Source organism: Micromonospora antibiotica (genome assembly GCF_017599305.1).
In the GTDB taxonomy this organism is placed as follows: domain Bacteria; phylum Actinomycetota; class Actinomycetes; order Mycobacteriales; family Micromonosporaceae; genus Micromonospora; species Micromonospora antibiotica.
Window position 1 is genome coordinate 1 of record NZ_JAGFWR010000022.1, and the last position, 18,685, is coordinate 18,685.

The window sequence follows — 18,685 nt, forward strand, 5'->3', positions numbered from 1 at the left end:
GGCCGCTGGGCCGCTGGGCCGCTGGGCCGCTGGGCCGCTGGGCCGCTGGGCCGCTGGGCCGCTGGGCCGCTGGGCCGCTGGGCCGCTGGGCCGCTGGGCCGCTGGGCCGCTGGGCCGCTGGGCGGCACCGGGCCCCGCCGCTGCGCTGCGGCAGCTGTCCGGGTGCCGGATCGCCCCCTGCCCCTCAGTACCGCAGTGGGCGATCCGCGGGCGTCGGTAGGTGACGGCCCGACAGGTGGACGGACCCGGCGACCGGCGGAAGCGGCGGGGTGTCACAGGGGCGGGGCAGAATCGGGCCGTGGCGGTGGTGGCGGTGGTGGCGGGCGAGCGGGGCGGTGGCGTGCTCCGGCCGCTGGACGCCGCCGGTCGGCCGTGCGGCGCGGTCGAGCTGGTCGACGACCTGCCCCGCGCGGTCGCCGCCCGGGAGGCCGCCGAGCGTCCCCGCTGGGTGTGGGGCTCCGGCACGGCGGTCTACCCCATCCTGCTGGGTGCCGGGGTGCGGGTCGAGCGGTGCCACGACGTCGAGCTGACCGAGGCGCTGCTGCTGGGGCACGCCGGGCGGTGGGGCGAGCCGCGCTCGCCGGCCGCCGCGTACGCCCGGCTCATCGGGGCCGTGGTCCCACCCGACCCGCCGGCCCGGCCGCCCGCGCCGCCAGGTCACGGCCAGGCTGCGCTCTTCGAGGCCGTCCCCGGGCCGCCGGGCCCCGGCATCGACAGCCTGACCCGGGTGTACGCCGACCAGCTCACCCGGATCGCCGCCACCGCGCATCCCGGCCGGTTCCGGCTGCTGGTGGCCGCCGAGTCGGCCGGTGCGCTCGTCGCGGTCGAGATGGCCGCGGCGGGGCTGCCGTGGCGGGTCGACGTACACGGTGAGATCCTCGCCGAGCTGCTGGGCGAGGCGTCCCCGATGGGCGGGCCGCCCCGGCGGCTGGCCGAGCTGGCCGCCCGGATCGCCGAGGCGCTCGGGGTGCGGCAGCTGCACATCGACTCCCCGGCGGAGCTGATGCGCGCCTTCGCCCGGGTCGGCGTGGAGCTGCCCAACACCCGGGCCTGGGTGCTGCGCGGCGTCGACCATCCGGCCGTACCGTTGGTGCTCGAATACAAGGAGCTGTTCCGGATCTGGACGGCGCACGGCTGGGCCTGGCGGGACGCCTGGGTCCGCGACGGCCGGTTCCGCCCGGAGTACGTCCCCGCCGGGGTGGTCTCCGGCCGGTGGGCGACCCGGGGCGGCGGCGCGTTGCAGATCCCCAAGGTGATCCGGCAGGCGGTGGTGGCCGATCCGGGGTGGCAGTTGGTGGTGGCCGACGCCGGCCAGTTGGAGCCCCGGGTGCTCGCCGCGGTCTCCGGCGACGCCCGGCTGGCCACCGCCGGTGCGGCCGGTGACCTCTATGCGGCGTTGGCGCAGGACTCCTTCGGTGGTGACCGGGCCCGTGCCAAGCTGGCCCTGCTCGGCGCGATGTACGGGCAGACCGGTGGTGCGGCGCTGCCCGCCCTGGCGGTGCTCAAGCGCAGCTACCCGACGGCCTTCGGTTATCTGGAGGCGGCAGCCCGCACCGGCGAGGCGGGCGGTCTGGTCCGGTCCTGGCTGGGGCGGACCTGCCCACCGGGGACAGCCGGCTTCGACACCGGTGACGATGCCCCGGTGGACCCGGACGCCGGGCCGGACCCCCGTTCACCCCGGGCGCGGGCCGCCCGGTCCCGGGGCCGGTTCACCCGGAATTTCGTCATCCAGGCCACCGCCGCCGAGTGGGCCTCGACGATGCTCGCCACGCTCCGGGGCGAGCTGGCCGGCATCGGTGGCGAGCTGGTCTTCTTTCAGCACGACGAGGTGATCGTGCACTGCCCGGCCGAGCTGGCCGATCCGGTGACCGAGGCGATCCGCCGGGCCGGAGCACGCGCCTCGACCCTGCTCTTCGGCGACACCCCCGTCCGCTTCCCCCTCGACCTCTCCACCGTCGACTGCTACGCCCACGCCTAACCCACCCCACCCCCGCTCCTCCTCCCGTCCCCACCCCGCCCATCCCCGGGTCCCCTCCCGTCCCCGTGCCCCCGCCCCCTCCTTTTCCCGGTGATCAAGAGGTTTGCGTCAGCAGGATCGAGTTTCCTGACGCAAACCTCTTGATCACCGAGGGCAGGTGGGGGACGGGAGGGGGTGGGGGCAGGGGTGGGGCAGGGTTGGGTGGGTATTACGCGTGAAATATCCGTTTCGTGCCGACACGGATCGGGTGAGGGCTCGTTGCACCCGGTGTGCGTATCGCAGGAATGATCATCGCGGCGGGCGGGGGACGCCGGCTCGGCGGCCCCGAGGCATTACTGCTCCAGGGAGGCCGGCCGCTGGTCAGCTGCATGATCGACACGATGACCGAGGCCGGGTGCGGCCAGTTGGTGGTCGTGTTGGGCGCGGCGGCCGACGAGGTACGGGGGGCGGCTGACCTGAGCCCTGCCACCGTGGTGGTCAACCGGGCCTGGGGCACCGGTGTCGGCTCGTCGATCCGGGCTGGCCTGGCCGCGCTGGCCGACAGGCGGGTCGAGGCGGTGGTGGTGGTCCCGGTCGACATGCCCGGCCTCACCCCGGAGGCGGTCCGCCGGGTGGCCGCGCTGCCCTATCCGGACGTGCTCGCCTGCGCCACCTACGACGGGTTGCGCGGTTACCCGATGCTGTTCGGCCGTCGGCACTGGGCCGGTATCGCCACCCTGGCCAGCGCCGATGTCGGAGCCCGACCGTATCTGCTGGCGCACAAGGACCAGATCGTCGACATCGCCTGCGACTCGGTCGCCGACGGCAACCGGGTCGACACCCCGGAGCTGATGGCGCTCTACGGCCTCACCGTGCCACCGCAGCGGGTCGGCGTCTGACCAGCGCTCAGGCAGGCGGCGGGGATACTGCCGCCTGCGGAACGCGACAGGTGACCGCCGACCGCTCGGCCAGCTCCCCAGGCCGTCCCCGCACCCACGAACCCGGCCCCCACCCACGGCCAACCAGGCCGACTCCGCCCCTCCCCGCCCGCATTTCCCCCGGGTGATCAAGAGGTTTGCGTCAAGAATGATCTCCATGTTGACGCAAACCTCTTGATCACCCGGGGCGGGCCGGGGCGATGAGGAGGCGGCGGAGGCGGGGTGGAGGGTGGGTGAGCGGGGTTAGACCTCTATGTTGAATCGTTGCAGGACCGAGGGGGCTACCAGGCCGACCGCCGCGAGTACGGAGAGCACCGTCAGCGCGGTGCGCAACACGACCACCTCGGCTTTGCTGCCGGTACGCAGGGCGATGCTGTTCGGCAGCCCGATCATCGTCCACATGCGGCGCTTGATCGGGATCGGCCAGAGGATCGGCACCCCGGCCTTGGTGATCATGTCGCCGAGGATGTGCACGAAACAGCCCACCCCGACCGCCAGTCCGATCATCGGGTAACCACGGTCGCCGGGCAGGTTGGCGAAGGTGAACCAGGCGGCGGCGGCCGAGAGGAGCGTGACGATCACCCAGCCGGCCCGTTCGGCCCACTCGTCGAAGAGCCCGCGCAGCGCCAACCCGATCATGAAGAACAGGATGCTCACCACCGCCCACTTGCCGTACGCGGCGCAGAGCGCGGTGGTGCCCCAGCCGACCAGCACGGTGAACGGGATGGTGTGGGTCAGCGTACGGTGGCCGTTGTTGCGGCGCGGGTCGCGGCTGAGCTTGGTGGCGTAGTAGACGCCGAGGGAGATCTTCTCCATCACCTCGGCGACGAAGAGCGAGAAGACGCCGAAGGTGCGGGCCACCGTCGCGCCACCCTGGTTACGGGTGACCTTGCCGGAGAGGTCGAGGTCGGGAAAGAGCGCGCCACCGGCACAGACCGCCGTGCCGACGGCCAACGCCAGCGGGGACTGGTGGTAGTCGGCGAAGTAGTCCAGCGCCCACGACCCGGTCAGCCACACCGCCGCGCCCGACAGTGCGTGGGACGGTCCCATCATCTCGCCTCGCCCCTCCCCGGGTTCTTGATCGACAACGCTACGCCACTGTGCCAGAGCCGTCACCGACGGGGCAATCACCCGGACGATCCACAGGGGACGGTGTCAGTCGGCGGGGCGGAAACTCTGCCTGATCATCAGGAAGTATGTCGCGTTGACCTGCCAGTCGAACTGGTCTGTCAGCCATGAGACGGTGTACGCCCGGTCCCGGGTGACCCGTACCAGCAGCCGGGCGGTGTGCAGCCGGCCACCGGTGGCACCGGTCCACTCGCACTCCCACAGTGCGCCACCCCGGAACATGTCCAACGGGGCGATCTCCACCCGACGGTAACCGGTGAGCCGGCCGTCATCGGTGAGCCGGCGTTCCTCGGCCTGCCAGTGGGCGACCGGGTCGGCCGGGGCGTCGCCGGGGGCCACGCTGAGCACCCGGGGGCCGCCCGGCTCCCGCAGGCAGGTCACCGTGCCCTCGGTGTAGTGCAGCCACCCGGCCGGCGCGGCGATCCGGAATCCGGTCGGGTCCTCGTACCAGGTCCAGCCCGGGATAAGGCCGAACCGCTCACCCGCCGGCGGTGGCGCGGACCGGACCGGGGTGGCGTCCGTCGGCGCGGGCGCGGTGCACGGGAAGGCCGCCGGCCGGGCCACCGGGTTGCCGGCGCCGCCGCCCGGTGAGGACGGGGTGGTGCCGCCGTCGTGCAGGGCGAGCGTCGTCCCGACCCCGGCCAGCAGGGCGCCCGCGACGGCCACCGCGACCAGGGCGATCCGTCGGCGGCGGCGTGCGTCCGCCACCGGCACTGCCGGGGTACGCCCGTCGACTCGACCCGGCCCGTCGACTCGACCCGGCCCGGCGGGACCGATCCCGGCCGGACCGATCCCGGCGGGATCCGGCGCTGCCGGGCCCGGCCCCAGTGGACCGATCCCGGCTGGATCCGGCCCAGCCAGACCCGGCCCAGCCAGACCCGGCCCAGCCAGACCCGGCCCGGGTCGATCCGGTCCGGCCAGACCCGGCCCGGCTGGATCCGGTCCGGGTCGATCCGGTCCGAGTCGATCCGGTCCCGGTGGACCGATCCCGGGACCGGATCCGGCCGACCCGGGGGGCGGGGGCGCGTCGACGGTTGCCGGGTCGGTCGGGATCTCCGGCCGGTGGACAGCCGCGCCGGGCGGAGGTGGCCCGGCGGGGGAGGGGCTGCCGGTCGGCGGTGCGGCGATCGCGGCGAGCAGCAACGACTCCGTCTCGGCGGCGGTGGGCCGTTCGCCCGGCTCCCGGCGCAGCAGACCTTCCAGCACCGGACGCAGCGGCCCGGCCCGACGCACCGGGTCGGGCGGCTCGGTGGCCAGGGCGCTCAACGTCGCCATCGCACTGGCGCGGGCGTACGGGGACCGCCCCTCCACCGCCGCGTAGAGCGTGGCGCCCAACGACCACAGGTCGGTACGCGGGTCGGAGACGCCGTCGCGGGCCCGCTCGGGAGCGACGAACTGCGGCGACCCGAGCACCAACCCCGGGCCGGTCATCAGCCCGTCCCCACCGTCGAAGGTGGCCAGCCCGAAGTCGGTGAGCACCACCCGCCCGTCGTCGGCGACCAGCACGTTGTGCGGTTTGACGTCGCGGTGCAGCACCCCGGCGGTGTGTGCGGCCCGCAGCGCGGCCAGCACCGCCAGCCCGATCCCCGCCACCCGGTGCGGGTCCAGCGGTCCTTCGATGCCGAGCAGTTGCTGCACCGACCGGGACGGGACGTACTCCATCACGATCCAGGGGTTGTCCCCGTCGTGCACCACGTCATAGATCCGGACCACGTTCGGGTGGTTGAGCCGGGCCGCGGTACGCGCCTCGCGCAGCGTCCGTAGCCGTAGTTCCGAGCGTTCGGACTCGGCGAGCCAGTGGGGCGGGACGACCTCCTTGACGGCGACATCCCGGTGCAGCATCTCGTCGCGGGCCAACCAGACCCGGCCCATCCCGCCGGTGCCGGCCAGTTCGAGCAGGCGGTAGCGCCCCGCGACCAGCTGCTGCTGCACGACTTTCCCCCTCGACTGCCCCCTCACCAGGGTAGCCACCGAGCTGCGGTTTCTCGACCGCAGCGATGGCGACCGCAGCGATGGCGACCGCAGCGATGGCGACCGCGGTGACGGTGACCGCGGTGACGGTGACCGTGACGATGGGGGCGGGCGCAGCGGCGGGGCCGGTCAGGTGGGTGAGGTCACCTCGGTCGACCGACCCTGGAAGCTCTCCCGCACCACCCGCAGCTGGCTGGTCGAGTTGCTCCAGTCCTCGTCGGCGGCGGACCAGCTGAGGATGAACCCGGACAGGTTCCGACCCGGGATCATCCGGACCGCGTGCTCCCGTCCGCCGAACGGGGTGTCCCAACGGCACTCCCACTGGGCGCCGTCGTCGTCGAGAGTGTCCAGCCTGATCTTGTCGTACCCGGGCAGGGCGTTGAAGTCGAGCTGCGTGCGTTCCTCGGCCCGCAACCGGTCCAGCGCGCCGCCGCCACCACCGGCCAGCGGTTCCACGCTGAGCGTCCGGCGGCTGCCCGGGTCGCGGAAGCAGGCCACCTGCCCCTCCTGGGTACGCAGCCAGCCGACCGGGACGGCGATCCGGAAGCCGGCACCGTCGTACCAGGTCCAGCCGGCCGGGGGACGGAACCCGCCGTCCACGGTCGCCGGTCGGCCGGTGACCTTCGTGCCGACCGGATCGGGCCGCAGGCAGGGCAGGGGCGGCGGGGCGAGGCCCGGTGCGCCGGGGGGTGGGTTCGGCCGGCCCTGTTCGGCACCCGGCGGGCCGTACGGGCGGGTGGAGGGCACGCCGGTGACGGGCACGTCGGTGCTGCGCGGCGCGGCCCGCTGCTCGTCGTTGTCGATCGCGAACGTGGTGCCGATGCCCACCGTGGCCCCCACCGCCAGGGTCGCCCCGGCCAGTAGCCAGCCCCGGGTGCCGCCGGGCAGCCGGGTGAACATCCCGACCACCCCACCCGTCCCGGTCGCCCGCCGTGATCCCGCCCCCGCGCCGGACCGCCCCGGGCCCCGTCCACCCGCGCCACCGCGTCCCGGGTCCGCCCCGGGACCGTGTCCCCCCGGGACGCCGGGTTCCGCCCCGGCACCGGCGGGGGCAGGTCCGCCCGACCCCGGCGCGGCGGTGGCCGGGCCGGACGTCGGCACGCTGCCGTCCGGTGCCCCGACACCCGGCCCGGGACGGTCGGACTCCGGGCCCGACGACGTCGAGCCGGTGGTGCCGGCCGACATCGGGGAGGAGGACGTGGTGGGGCGTTCCCCCGAGTCACCGGCGACCCGGCGACCTGGTGGCCCCCACTCCCGTTCGGCGTCGAGTTCCGCGCGGCTCCTCCCCGCGCGGTCCGTCGGCTGCTGCGTCGGCTCGCCGTCCCCGCCCGGCCGGGGCGGCCGGGCCACGCCCACCGGACGGGCGACCGGCAGTATCACCGTCGGCGGCTCGGCGGCGGGCGTCGGCCGGGTCACCGCCTCCAGGCGGCGGTTCGTCTCGTCGTGGCCGATCCGCTGCCGGGGGTCGCGCAGCAGCAACCCGTCGAGGACCGGGCGCAGCGGTCCGGCGTGCGGCGCCGGGTCCGGCGGGGAACTCGCCAGGGCGGCCAGGGTGGCCATCGCGGTGCTCCGGGCGTACGGGGAGCGGCCCTCCACCGCGGCGTGCAGGGTGGCCCCGAGCGACCACATGTCCGCCTCCACGCTGGACACGCCGTCGGCGGCGCGTTCCGGGGCGACGAACTGCGGCGAGCCGAGCACCATCCCGGGGCGGGTCATCAGCCCGTCCCCACCGTCGAAGGTGGCCAGCCCGAAGTCGGTGAGCATCACCCGTCCGTCGTCGGCGACCAGGACGTTCTGCGGCTTCACGTCACGGTGCAGCACCCCGGCGGAGTGCGCGGCCCGCAGCGCGGCCAGCAGCGCCAGCCCGATCTCGGCGGCGCGTACCGGGTCGACCGGGCCGGTGGTGTCCAGCACCGCCTGCAACGACCGCGACAGGACGTACTCCATCACGATCCACGGGCGTTCCTCGATCTGCACCACGTCGTAGACCCGGACCACGTTGGGATGGTTGAGCCGGGCGGCGGTGCGCGCCTCGCGCAGGGTCCGCAGCCGCACCTCGTCGCGTTCGTCGTCAGCCAACCAGGCGGGGGGCACCACCTCCTTGACCGCCACCTCGCGATGCAACACCTCGTCGCGGGCCAGCCAGACCCGGCCCATGCCACCCCGGCCCACCAAGTTCAACAGGCGGTACCGGCCGGCGATCACTACCTGCTGCACCGTTCTCCTCACCATCGGCCGAGGTACACCGTAGCCAATGGATCGGGGCGGACCTATCGGTCGTCGGGTCCCGGTTTCCTCAGCAGGCGGCACCGTCGAACGCCAGCAGGTTGCCCTCGGGGATGGCGATCCGCTGGCGACCGCCGGTCAGCAGGGTCGCGGCGCGTCGGGCCTGGAAGCCGCCGTGTTCGCGACGGGCGGTGGAGTAGCTGCTCACGGTGCGTGCGGCGATGGCCGCCCAGCCGTACCGCTCACCGACCATGGTGCGGGCCCGGCGGGCCACCCGGCGGGCGAAGACCTCGTCGCCGACGAGCCGGTCGACCGCACCGGCGAGCGCGCCCGGGTCACTGTGCGGGAAGGTCACCCCGGTGACGCCCGGCTCGACGATCTCGGCCAGCCCGCCGGTGCTCGCCACGGCCAGCGGGGCGCCGGCCGCCGCCGCCTCCAGGGCGATCATGCCGAACGGCTCGTAGAGGCTCGGCACGACCGTCGCGTCGGTGGCGGCGAGCACCGCCGGGAGCTGTCCGGCGTCGAGGAACCCGGCGAACCGGACGCTGTCGCCGACGTGCAGCCGGCGTACCTGCTCGACCAGCTCGTCCTTGTACGGGCCGTCCCCGGCGATCACCACCCGCAGCCCCGGGTGCCGGTCCCGCAGGTGCGGCACGGCGTCCACCAGGTGCTGCACGCCCTTCTCGTAGACCAGCCGACCGGCGTAGCCGACCAGCGGGCCGTCCCCGGCGAACCGGGCGCGGGCCGAGGCGACCGCCCGGGGCCGGGCCCGCCAGGCCCGGTCGTCGACCCCGTTGGGCACCACGTCGACCCGCCCCGCCGGGACGTCGAACAGCCGGCTCACCTGGGCGCGCATGTAACCGGAGCAGGCGATCACCCGGGTCGAGGCGTTGCTGATCCAGTGTTCGACGCCGTGGATGGTGCGGTTGAGTTCCCCGGGCAGCCAGCCCTGGTGCCGGCCGGCCTCGGTGGCGTGGATGGTGGTGACCAGCGGCAGGTCGAGGTGCTCGGCCAGGGTGACGGCGGTGTGCCCGACCAGCCAGTCGTGGGCGTGGATCACGTCGTAGTCGGCGGAGTCGGTGGCCCGCAGGGCGGTCCGGGTCAGGGTGTGGTTGAACGCCATCGTCCAGGCCAGCAGGGACCCGGTGGCCAGCGGGAAGGTCACCGGGTCCTCGGGGGCGCGCAGGACGCGTACGCCGTCGGCGTACTCCTCCAGCGGCGCCCCCTCGGCGTGCCGGGTGACCACGGTGACCTCGTGCCCGGCGGCGGCCAGGGCGGTGGCCAGCGCGTGTACGTGCCGGCCGAGGCCGCCGACCAGCACCGGCGGGTACTCCCAGGACAGCATCAGCACCCGCTGGTGCCGGGCGGGGTGGATGTCGATCACGTCGGCGTCAGGTGACATGCGGCCCCCTTCGGGTGGTGTCCTGGGCGCACGCCGGTGGGACACCAGAAGGGTGTCCTCGCTGCGGCCCGGGGTTGGGGCCCATCCTGCCCACGGGTGGATAACCAGCGGAGACGCCGCCGTTGCCGGTGTGTAACGCCTGCCTATCGAACCCGCCTGACCCGCAGCAGCTCGGCCACCGACCACGCCTGGAACGGGCAGCCGGTGGCGGCGTGCGGGGCGGTGGCGTCCGCCGTCTCGCTGACCGAGCCCAGGCCGGATTCCCCCAGGTGTCCGACCAGCCCGACCAGCAGGTCGTCGGTGGGCAGCCCGGCCTTGCGGTACGCCTCGACGAACGGCCCGACCAGCCACGGCCAGACCGTCCCCTGGTGGTAGGCGCCGTCCCGCTCCGCCGGCCCGCCCCGGTGCCGGAGCGCGAACTCCGGCGCGTCGGCGGCCAGGCTGCGCGGGCCCAGCGGGGTGAACAGCCCGGCGGCCACCCGACGCAGCGCCACCGGGTCCGGCTCCAGCGGGGCGTACGGCAGCGACCAGGCGAGCAGCTGGTTGGGGCGCAGCAGGTCGTCGTCGTGGTGCGCCGCCCCACCCAGCGGGTACGCCGGGGCGGGCGCGTCCACCACGTCGTGCAGCCAGCCCGCCGGGGTGGGGAACCGCTTGCCGAACGCGTCCCGGGCCCGGTGGTGCAGCCGCCACAGCTCGGCCGGGTCCTGCCCGGCCAGCTCGGTCAGCTCCGCCAACCCGGCCAGCCCGTTGATCCACAACGCGTTGACCTCGACCGGCTTGCCGGTACGCGGGGTCACCGGCACCCCGTACACCCGGGCGTCCATCCAGGTCAGCGCGGTGCCCGGGGTGCCGCCCTGGGTGATCAGCCCGTCGGCCGGGTCGACCGCGATGCCGTACCGGGTGCCGGCCAGGTGCGCCTGCACCACCCCGTGCAGCGCCGGCAGCAGCTCGTCACCCAGGTCGGTGTCGCCGGTGACGGTGACGTGCCGGCTCACCGCGTGCAGGAACCACAGCGTCGCGTCGACCGTGTTGTACTCCACCCGACCCGTGTCGGCGGTGTTCGCCAGCATCCCCTCCGACAGCGTCGCCGCGTACCCCCGCAGCAGCTCCCGCCCCTCGTCGGCCCGCCCGGTGCACAGGAACAACCCCTCGTAGGAGGTCATGGTGTCCCGCGACCAGGCCCCGAACCACGGGTAGCCGGCGACCACGTCCGGGCCGGTGGCGGTGCGCACCACGAACGCGTCGGCGGCCAGCGCCAGGGTGGCGTCCACCGCGTCGGCCGGCTTCGCCGCCGTCACCACCGCCCGGTGCCGTTGCCGGGCCGCCGCTACCACCTGCGTCGCCGGCGGTGGCTCCTCGGCCAGGTCACCGGCCCAGGCCAGCACCGACACGGTGTCCCCGGGGCGGTCCAGCGCTCCGGAGAACCGCCCCGCGCACCACAGGTCCTCGTCGGGGTGCAGCCCCCGGGCGGCCTCCTCGCGGTGGTGCACGCCCAACCACCACTGCCCCTCGGGCGTCCAGTCCGGGCCGGTCAGCCGGTATGCGCCCTCGACCACCGCGCCGCCGTCGGCCGGCTCCACCCGGGGCGTCGGACCGTCGGCCCGCCGCTCGCCGTGCGCGTCGCGCCAGGTGCAGGCGGCCGACAGGTCCAGCCGGACCGGGCCGCCGGCCACCAGCCGGTGCACCACCGCCACGGCGGGCCGGCCGTGGGTCATGGCCAGTTCCCGCTCGATCACCACGTCGCCGATCCGCCACCGCCAGCGCGGCAGCCCGTCGACGAGGTCGAACCGTTCCAGGAACTCGTAGCCGCGCGGGTCGACCACGCCGGAGTTCCACTCGTGCGCGCCGAGCCGCACCCGGGCCCCGGACGGCAGGACCACCGCCGGGTCCAGGCTGACCAGTCCCACCCGGCGGGCGGCCGGAGTCTCCCCGGCGACCACCAGCAGACCGTGGTAGCGGCGGGTCCGCAACCCGCTCACCGTGCCCATGGCGTACCCGCCGAGACCGTCGGTGACCAGCCATTCCCGGGTCGCCCCGGCGGCCAGTTCACCGCAGACCCCCGGCCCGAAACCGAACTCGATCAACTTCTTTCCTCCTGTGGCGGCGAGGTGTAACACGCCACGACGACAATGGCCGCTGTGGTCAAGTACCCCGGCGGCGTCGAAAATGTGCAGGTGCTCACCGACAGATCGCCCTCCGACGCCCCGTCCCCCGACGCCGAGCGGCTCCGGCTCGCCCAGGCTGACGCCGGGGAGCAGGACTGGCGAGCATGGGGTCCCTATCTGTCCGAGCGGGCGTGGGGGACGGTACGGGAGGACTACAGCGAACACGGCACGGCGTGGGACTACTTCCCCCACGACCACGCGCGGTCCAGAGCCTACCGGTGGAACGAGGACGGCATGGCGGGCGTCTGCGACGACCGGCAGACGTTCTGCTTCGCGCTGGCGCTGTGGAACGGCGTCGACCCGATCCTCAAGGAGCGGATGTTCGGCCTCGGCGGCGACGGCGGCAACCACGGCGAGGACGCCAAGGAATACTGGTGGTACCTCGACAGCACCCCCACCCACTCGTGGATGCGCTGGCGCTATCACTACCCGCAGGCCGCCTTCCCGTACGACGAGCTGGTCGCCGTGAACGCCCTGCGCGGCCGGGACGAGAACGAGTACGAGCTGGTCGACACCGGCATCTTCGACGACGACAGGTACTGGGCGGTCACCGTCGACTACGCCAAGGCGTCCCCGACGGACATGTGCATCCTGGTCACCGTCGCCAACCGGGCCGACGAGGCGGCCACCCTGCACGTGCTGCCCACGCTGTGGTTCCGCAACACCTGGGCCTGGGGTCCGCCCGGCGCGGACCGGGTGCCCCGGCTGACCGGCGAGGGTGGCCGGCTGGTCGGCGAGCACTGGGTGCTGGGGCAGATCCTGCTGGAGGGCGACGGCGAGCCGGTTCCGCTGCTCTGCGACAACGACACCAACGCCGAGCGGCTGTGGGGGCTGGCCGGTCGCTCGCCGTACCCGAAGGACGGGATCAACGACCACGTGGTGGCCGGCGCGGCCACCGTCAACCCGGACCGGGAGGGCACCAAGGGTGCCCTGCACTACGTGCTGGAGGTGCCGGCCGGCGGGCAGCGGCAGATCCGGTTGCGGCTGACCCGGACCGCCCCGCCGCCCGGGGCCGTCGCACCGGCCCCGGCGGAGCTGGGCGCGGGCTTCGACGCGGTGGTGTGGGCCCGGCGGGCCGAGGCGAACCGCTTCTTCGCCGGGGTGATCCCGGCGGCGGCCAGCGCCGACGAGGCCCTCGTCGCCCGGCAGGCCATCGCCGGGCTGATGTGGGGCAAGCAGTTCTACCACTTCGACGTCAAACGGTGGCTGGAGGGCGACCCGGGCTCGACGCCGCCGGCCGGCCGCCGGCACGGGCGCAACAGCGCCTGGTGGCACATGACCAGCTTCGACGTGATCTCCATGCCGGACCCGTGGGAATATCCCTGGTACGCCGCCTGGGACCTGGCCTTCCACTGCGTCACCATCGCCCGGGTCGACCCGGGCTTCGCCAAGGCGCAGGTGCTGCTCCTGCTCCGCGAGTGGTACCTGCACCCCAACGGCCAGATCCCGGCGTACGAGTGGGCGTTCGGCGACGTGAACCCGCCGGTGCACGCCTGGGCGGCGCTGAAGGTGTTCGAGATCGACGGCGGGCGCGACCACGAGTTCCTCGCCCGGGTGATGCACAAGCTGCTGCTCAACTTCACCTGGTGGGTCAACCGCAAGGACACCGGCGGCAACAACCTGTTCGAGGGCGGTTTCCTCGGGTTGGACAACGTCGGCCCGTTCGACCGCTCGGCGGCGCTGCCGGTCGCCGGGGTCCTCGAACAGTCCGACGGCACCGGCTGGATGGCGATGTACGCCCTCAACCTGCTGGACATGGCGATCGTGCTGGCCGAGCACGACCGGGCGTACGTGGACACCGCGACGAAGTTCTTCGAACACTTCGCGTACATCGCCGCCGCCGGTTACTCGCAGGGGCTGTGGGACGCCGAGGACGCGTTCTTCTACGACGTGCTGCGCCTCGCCGACGGCAGTCAGGTGCCGCTGAAGGTCCGCTCGGTGGTGGGGTTGCTGCCGTTGGCGGCCACCACCCGGCTCAGCGCCCGTACCCTGCAACGCCTGCCCGAGCTGGGGGCCCGGCTGCGCTGGTTCCTCACCCAACGGCCCGAGTACGCCGACGTGATCGGGGCCCGTCGGCTCGGCCCGGACGGGCGTCAGCAGCGGCTGCTGTCCATGGTCGGTCCGGAGCAGGTGGTCCGGCTGCTGGCCCGGATGCTCGACCCCGACGAGTTCCTCTCCGACTACGGTCTGCGTACGCTGAGCCGGGCCCACCTGGACAAGCCGTTCGCGGTCGACCTGGGCGGGCAGGAGTTCTGCGTCGGCTACGAGCCGGCCGAGTCGACGAGCGGGTTGTTCGGCGGCAACTCCAACTGGCGCGGCCCGATCTGGATGCCGACGAACTTCCTGCTGATCAGCGCGTTGCGTGACTACGCGGCGTTCTTCGGCGACGACCTGCAGGTGGAGTACCCGACCCGGTCGGGGCGCAAGTGCACCCTGGACGAGATCGCCGACGACCTGTCCGTCCGGTTGATCTCACTGTTCACCCGGGACGACTGGGGCCGCCGGCCGATCTACGGGGCGTGTCAGTTGTTCCAGACCCATCCCGACTGGCGGGACCTGATCGCCTTCCCCGAGTATTTCCACGGCGACAACGGCGCGGGGCTCGGGGCCTGGCACCAGACCGGGTGGACGGCGCTGGTGGCCGACCTGATCCTGACCCTGCGCCGGGACAACCCGGATGTGCCGGGCGGGCCGGGCCGCTAGCGTGTCCGTCGGCCGTCGCCGTCCGGGCGGGGCGATCCTTTCGGGAGGGGACCGGATGAGTGCGGGTGGGACCGGAGCGGCCCCGGGTGCGGGCGCGACGACGCTGATCTTCGACGCCGACGACACGCTGTGGGAGAACAACGTCCTGTTCGAGCGGGTGATCGACGACTTCCTGGACTGGCTCGACCATCCGAGCCTCGACCGGGCCCAGATCCGTACCGTGCTCGACGACATCGAGCGGGCCAACGCGGTGGCCCACGGCTACGGCAGCAAGGTCTTCCTGCGCAGCCTCGGCGAGTGCCTGGAGCGGCTGCGGGAACGGCCGGCCACCGACCGGGAACGTGCGGACATCGACGGGTTGGCCACCGCGCTGGTCAACCACCAGGTCGAGTTGATGCCCGGGGTAGCCGACACCCTCGACGCCCTGGCCACCCGCTACGACCTGCTGCTGCTGACCAAGGGGGACCGGGAGGAGCAGCAACGCAAGCTGGACGCGTGCGGCCTGCTGCACCACTTCACCGCAGCGCACGTCGTGGCCGAGAAGGACGCCGGCACCTACCGGTGGCTGGCCCGGGAACACGGCTTCGCGCCGGCCGACGCGTGGATGATCGGCAACTCCCCGAAGTCGGACATCCTGCCGGCGCGGGCGGCCGGGATGCGGGCGGTGTTCATCCCCAACGAGAACACCTGGGTGCTGGAGAACGACGACCTCGACCCGGCCGACACCGGGGTGATCCGGCTGGCCGCCTTCCCGGATCTGCTCGCCCACTTCTGAGCGCCAACAGCGTCGACCCGGCCGACCGTGTCACGCCGGGATGCCGCAATTCCGTCCCGGCGGGAATCACCCCCGCAGCCCCCACCTACCTGCTTGCCCGGCCCGGCGACGGGTGCCTAACCTGGGCCCGCGTCCGGCGCCATTCGGGGTGGCCGGGACGCGCCGAAGTCCGACGCCCGGGGCACCGTGGAGCTGAGTGCAGGCGGCCTGGCCCGAGTGTCGGGCCCGACGTGGGCGGCCTGCCCCGCCCGTCGTGCTCGCACCGGCGACCACCGCTGCCGGGCCGGACGGCTGGCGGTCAGGGCCGGGGAGTTGCGGACCCGGCCCTGACCCAACCGGACCAGCGCCCGGCGATCCTCGGGACACCGGGTGTCGTTCGTGGTGCGATCATCTCGGGATGGAAACCACACCCGGCTCGGCACCGGCGACGGGTCGCGGGCGGCCGCTCCCGCCACCGAACCGGGCCTCCCGGCTGACCACCCTGCCCGCCGGGACCCGCCAGGTCGTCATCGTCACCGGCAGCAGCTACTCCACCACGTACGCCACGGTGGAGACGTTCCACCAGGCGGGCGGGCGCTGGGTGGCGGTCTCGGCCCCGTTGGCCGCCCGGCTGGGCGCGAAGGGGTTCAGCGACAACCACACCGAGGGGGTGGCGACCACCCCGACCGGGGTCTACTCCTTCGGCCCCACCATGTACGGCATCGCCGCCAACCCGGGCGTGCGCTTCCCCTACCACCGGGTGGTCACCGACGACTGGTGGAACGAGAACCCGAACTCGGCGGCCTACAACACGTTCCAGCACAGCAGCACGAACCCCGGCGGATACAGCGAGGCGTTGTGGCGGGAGGTGCCGGCGTACACCCACTTCGCGGTGATCACCTACAACATGCCGCCGACCGTGCCCAAGCCCGTGCCCGACGCCGGCAGCGGCATTTTTCTGCACGAGTTCAGCAAGGCCGGCGGCGGCCCGACCGCCGGGTGCGTCAGCATGTCGCACGCCGACCTGGTGACCGTGCTGCGCTGGCTGGACCCGAAGCACGCCCCGCGCATCGTGATCTGCCCGGCCCAGAACCTCGGCCGCTACTGATCCCCGTCCGGTGAGGCTCGGCCGGTGTCGGGCCCTGGCTGGTGGGCTCGGCCGGTGTCGGTCCTGGCTGGTGGGCTCGGCCGGTGTCGGGTCCTGGCCGTTGGAGGGCATGGTCGGGGTGCGCCCTGGCCGGTGCAGGGCCTTGGTCGGGGTTGAGCTGGCACGCGGTGCGCCGGGGTCAGGCGATCTCGTCCCGGACGATCGCCACCGCCACCCGGCAGAACTCGTCCATGTCGGGCCGGAAACCGGCGGCGATGTCCGGGTGCAGCCCGGACCGGGTCTCGTCGAGCAGCTGCTGGCAGACCTGCTCGACCGGCTCGCCCGCGTAGCCGGCCCGGACCCGGTCGGTGGCCGCCTGGAGGGCCGAGGTCAGCTGATCCTCCAGTGGGCCGCGCAGCTTCTGCTGCACCGGATCGAGCCCTCTCGGGTCGAGGGTGACATGTGGCTCCGACATCGGCGCTCCCTTCGTCGGCGTCCGCGGTACCCCACCGCGGACGTCGGTCAAACCACGGCTGACGCGTCGGCCACCCGGACCTGGTACGAGAAGTCCTCCGCCGGTTCCTCCCGGTACGACAGCCGGCGGATCTGCCGGTCGTCGACGTAGAGGGCGACGTCGACCAGGACCCCGAGATGGGCCAGCCCGATGTTGGCCACCCGCTTCTTGTCCTGGAGCACCGCGCACACCCCGCCCAGCAGGGTGCTGGCGTCGGAGGTGCGGTGCCCGGGTGGGCACCGCAGGATCAGGTCGACCTCGATCGGCCCGGCCAACGGCGTCCAGCCGGTCTGCTGGGCCGCGGCGCAGGCCGCCTCGAGCAGGGCGCGGACCCTCGTCGCCTGCCGATGGCCGGCAGCGAAGATGGACAGCGCCTCGGTTTTCACCGGTGGCAGGCCGCTCACCTCGAACGTCAGGGCGAGAGCGCGGGTGTCCTGCACCACGGGGCACCTCCTCGTTGAGGACGATCCTGCCCGGGCCGGGGGCGCGCAGTGGGAGTTCGCGGGAGAACCCACCGAACGGGCAGGCTGATGTCGGCCGGAGGCGTATCGACTACGACGGCGACGCGCTGGCTTGGTGGAGTGAGTGCATCAACGCTAGTGCACCCGGCACGCCCGGGACAGCCCACCGCGCCCGCCATCCGGACAGTCGTCGACAAGCCGACGCGCGATGCCGGTCGGGGCGGGCGACCAGGAGCGGGGCGAGCCGGGGCCGACCAGGCTCCCGGTGGTGCGGGGGAGCCCGGTCGGCCGGCCGGGTCAGTGCCGCTTGGCGTAGCCGACGAACGCCGTCCAGGCCGTACGGTCGAAGTGAAGGGTGCCGCCCTCGCGGTCCTTGGTGTCGCGCACCAGCACCCGGCCGGGCAGGTTGTCGGCGACCTCGACGCACGATCCGCCGTTGCCGCCGGACCTGGTCGACTTCCGCCACTGCGGGGTCATCATGTCCATGACTTCGCCACTTCCTCGATCAGCTCGACTGACTGCCGGCGGGGGAGCGCCTCGTTCCGCACGATCTCCCACGTTCTGGCCAGCGTAGCGACATCGGTCGGCGTATCGACGATCTGCGCGGTGAGCTGGTTGTCCGCGTGGGCGACCCGCTCCCCGTCGGGCATCTCGGCGATGATGAACTGCCCGGCCAACCCCAGGTACATGCCGGCGTCGGTCGGCACGATGTGCACCTGGATGTGCTCCTCGGCGGTCAACCGGGCCAGGTGCTCGCACTGCTCGATCATCAGCCCCGGCTGGTCGAGCACCGGTCGGCGCAGCACCGCCTCGTCGATGACGCAGATGAGCTGCGGTGGGCGTTCCCGCCGCAGGATCGCCTGCCGTTCGAGCCGGGACGCCACGATCCGGTCGACGTCCTCCGGGGCGAACCGGCCGCCGGCCAGCGTCGCGCGGGCGTACCGCTCGGTCTGCAACAGGCCCGGCACATACGCCAGTTCGAACCAGCGCAGCGTGGTCGCCCCCCGTTCGAACTCGATCCACTCCCGCAGCCAGGCGGGCTCGGCGTCGAGCCGGCCCAACCGGTCCAGCATCCGCAGGAAGCGCCCGCCGGTGTCGTGGTGGCCGTCGACGGCCTTCATGAACTCCTTCGTGGGTGCCCGGCCGCCGGTCTCCACCGAGCTGACGTGCGACCCCGAGTAGCCGATGCCCTTACCGAAATCCTCCTGGCTGAGTGCGAGTGACGCCCGGAATAGGCGTAACTCCTCCAACACGTAGTCGGTAGCCGTCCCCATCACACCCCCGGTTCCTGCCCACCGCGGACCGGCGGGTCGCTCGTGGTCGCTCACCCACCCCGCTGAGCTGCGCAGATGACGTGAGCGTGTATCGACAGTAGTGGT

Annotated in this window: 14 protein-coding genes; 5 read left to right on the forward strand and 9 right to left on the reverse strand. The window is 73.6% G+C overall.

The features are described 5' to 3' along the window. The first annotated feature begins 298 nt into the window (after positions 1–298). Positions 299–1,978, forward strand: coding sequence for a bifunctional 3'-5' exonuclease/DNA polymerase (locus tag JQN83_RS25910; RefSeq protein ID WP_307799722.1), 1,680 nt, complete (start codon positions 299–301; stop codon positions 1,976–1,978). 284 nt (positions 1,979–2,262) lie between these two features. Next, positions 2,263–2,856 carry a nucleotidyltransferase family protein gene (locus JQN83_RS25915; RefSeq protein WP_208569831.1) on the forward strand — a complete coding sequence of 198 codons (594 nt, stop codon included), beginning with the start codon at positions 2,263–2,265 and terminating at the stop codon, positions 2,854–2,856. A 282-nt stretch (positions 2,857–3,138) separates the two neighbouring features. Here JQN83_RS25915 and JQN83_RS25920 read toward each other — a convergent pair whose 3' ends face one another. From JQN83_RS25920 to JQN83_RS25940, 5 genes are all read right to left on the reverse strand, one after another. Then, a complete protein-coding gene (locus tag JQN83_RS25920) occupies positions 3,139–3,948 on the reverse strand; it encodes a metal-dependent hydrolase (RefSeq protein ID WP_208569772.1) in 810 nt (269 codons plus the stop codon). A gap of 102 nt (positions 3,949–4,050) precedes the next feature. Beyond that, positions 4,051–5,955 carry a serine/threonine-protein kinase gene (locus JQN83_RS33400; RefSeq protein ID WP_307799723.1) on the reverse strand — a complete coding sequence of 635 codons (1,905 nt, stop codon included), beginning with the start codon at positions 5,953–5,955 and terminating at the stop codon, positions 4,051–4,053. Positions 5,956–6,123: 168 nt separating this feature from the next. Then, positions 6,124–8,151 (reverse strand): serine/threonine-protein kinase, encoded by a 2,028-nt coding sequence (locus JQN83_RS25930; RefSeq protein ID WP_244253249.1) that lies wholly within the window; start codon positions 8,149–8,151, stop codon positions 6,124–6,126. A gap of 139 nt (positions 8,152–8,290) precedes the next feature. Further along, positions 8,291–9,622, reverse strand: a complete 1,332-nt coding sequence (locus tag JQN83_RS25935) for a glycosyltransferase family 4 protein (RefSeq protein ID WP_208569774.1) — start codon at positions 9,620–9,622, stop codon at positions 8,291–8,293. 143 nt (positions 9,623–9,765) lie between these two features. Continuing rightward, entirely contained in the window at positions 9,766–11,706 is a 1,941-nt protein-coding gene (locus JQN83_RS25940; protein ID WP_208569775.1) for an amylo-alpha-1,6-glucosidase, read from the reverse strand. Positions 11,707–11,751: 45 nt separating this feature from the next. Here JQN83_RS25940 and JQN83_RS25945 point away from each other — a divergent pair, with 45 nt between their 5' ends. From JQN83_RS25945 to JQN83_RS25955, 3 genes are all read left to right on the forward strand, one after another. After that, positions 11,752–14,490 carry an MGH1-like glycoside hydrolase domain-containing protein gene (locus tag JQN83_RS25945; protein ID WP_208569776.1) on the forward strand — a complete coding sequence of 913 codons (2,739 nt, stop codon included), beginning with the start codon at positions 11,752–11,754 and terminating at the stop codon, positions 14,488–14,490. A gap of 55 nt (positions 14,491–14,545) precedes the next feature. After that, a complete protein-coding gene (locus JQN83_RS25950) occupies positions 14,546–15,265 on the forward strand; it encodes an HAD family hydrolase (protein ID WP_208569777.1) in 720 nt (239 codons plus the stop codon). Between the two features lie 397 nt (positions 15,266–15,662). Beyond that, positions 15,663–16,352 (forward strand): L,D-transpeptidase family protein, encoded by a 690-nt coding sequence (locus tag JQN83_RS25955; protein WP_208569778.1) that lies wholly within the window; start codon positions 15,663–15,665, stop codon positions 16,350–16,352. 178 nt (positions 16,353–16,530) lie between these two features. On the opposite strand, the gene JQN83_RS25960 is transcribed toward JQN83_RS25955, so the two are convergent. From JQN83_RS25960 to JQN83_RS25975, 4 genes are all read right to left on the reverse strand, one after another. Beyond that, positions 16,531–16,806, reverse strand: coding sequence for a hypothetical protein (locus JQN83_RS25960; protein WP_208569779.1), 276 nt, complete (start codon positions 16,804–16,806; stop codon positions 16,531–16,533). Positions 16,807–16,853: 47 nt separating this feature from the next. After that, entirely contained in the window at positions 16,854–17,285 is a 432-nt protein-coding gene (locus tag JQN83_RS25965) for a RusA family crossover junction endodeoxyribonuclease (RefSeq protein WP_208569832.1), read from the reverse strand. A 318-nt stretch (positions 17,286–17,603) separates the two neighbouring features. After that, positions 17,604–17,786: a DUF397 domain-containing protein gene (locus JQN83_RS25970; RefSeq protein ID WP_208569833.1), complete on the reverse strand. Its 183-nt coding sequence runs from the start codon at positions 17,784–17,786 to the stop codon at positions 17,604–17,606. Further along, a complete protein-coding gene (locus tag JQN83_RS25975) occupies positions 17,783–18,580 on the reverse strand; it encodes a helix-turn-helix domain-containing protein (RefSeq protein ID WP_208569780.1) in 798 nt (265 codons plus the stop codon). Before JQN83_RS25975 ends, JQN83_RS25970 begins: the two co-directional genes overlap by 4 nt. Positions 18,581–18,685 lie beyond the last annotated feature (105 nt).

Bases quoted from the DNA above. Each gene is read 5' to 3' on its own strand.
- JQN83_RS25915 (WP_208569831.1), top strand. From the start codon at position 2,263: ATGATCATCGCGGCGGGCGGGGGACGCCGGCTCGGCGGCCCCGAGGCA.
- JQN83_RS25920 (WP_208569772.1), bottom strand. From the start codon at position 3,948: ATGATGGGACCGTCCCACGCACTGTCGGGCGCGGCGGTGTGGCTGACC.
- JQN83_RS25930 (WP_244253249.1), bottom strand. From the start codon at position 8,151: ATGGGCCGGGTCTGGCTGGCCCGCGACGAGGTGTTGCATCGCGAGGTG.
- JQN83_RS25935 (WP_208569774.1), bottom strand. From the start codon at position 9,622: ATGTCACCTGACGCCGACGTGATCGACATCCACCCCGCCCGGCACCAG.
- JQN83_RS25945 (WP_208569776.1), top strand. From the start codon at position 11,752: ATGGCCGCTGTGGTCAAGTACCCCGGCGGCGTCGAAAATGTGCAGGTG.
- JQN83_RS25950 (WP_208569777.1), top strand. From the start codon at position 14,546: ATGAGTGCGGGTGGGACCGGAGCGGCCCCGGGTGCGGGCGCGACGACG.
- JQN83_RS25955 (WP_208569778.1), top strand. From the start codon at position 15,663: ATGGAAACCACACCCGGCTCGGCACCGGCGACGGGTCGCGGGCGGCCG.
- JQN83_RS25960 (WP_208569779.1), bottom strand. From the start codon at position 16,806: ATGTCGGAGCCACATGTCACCCTCGACCCGAGAGGGCTCGATCCGGTG.
- JQN83_RS25970 (WP_208569833.1), bottom strand. From the start codon at position 17,786: ATGATGACCCCGCAGTGGCGGAAGTCGACCAGGTCCGGCGGCAACGGC.
- JQN83_RS25975 (WP_208569780.1), bottom strand. From the start codon at position 18,580: ATGGGGACGGCTACCGACTACGTGTTGGAGGAGTTACGCCTATTCCGG.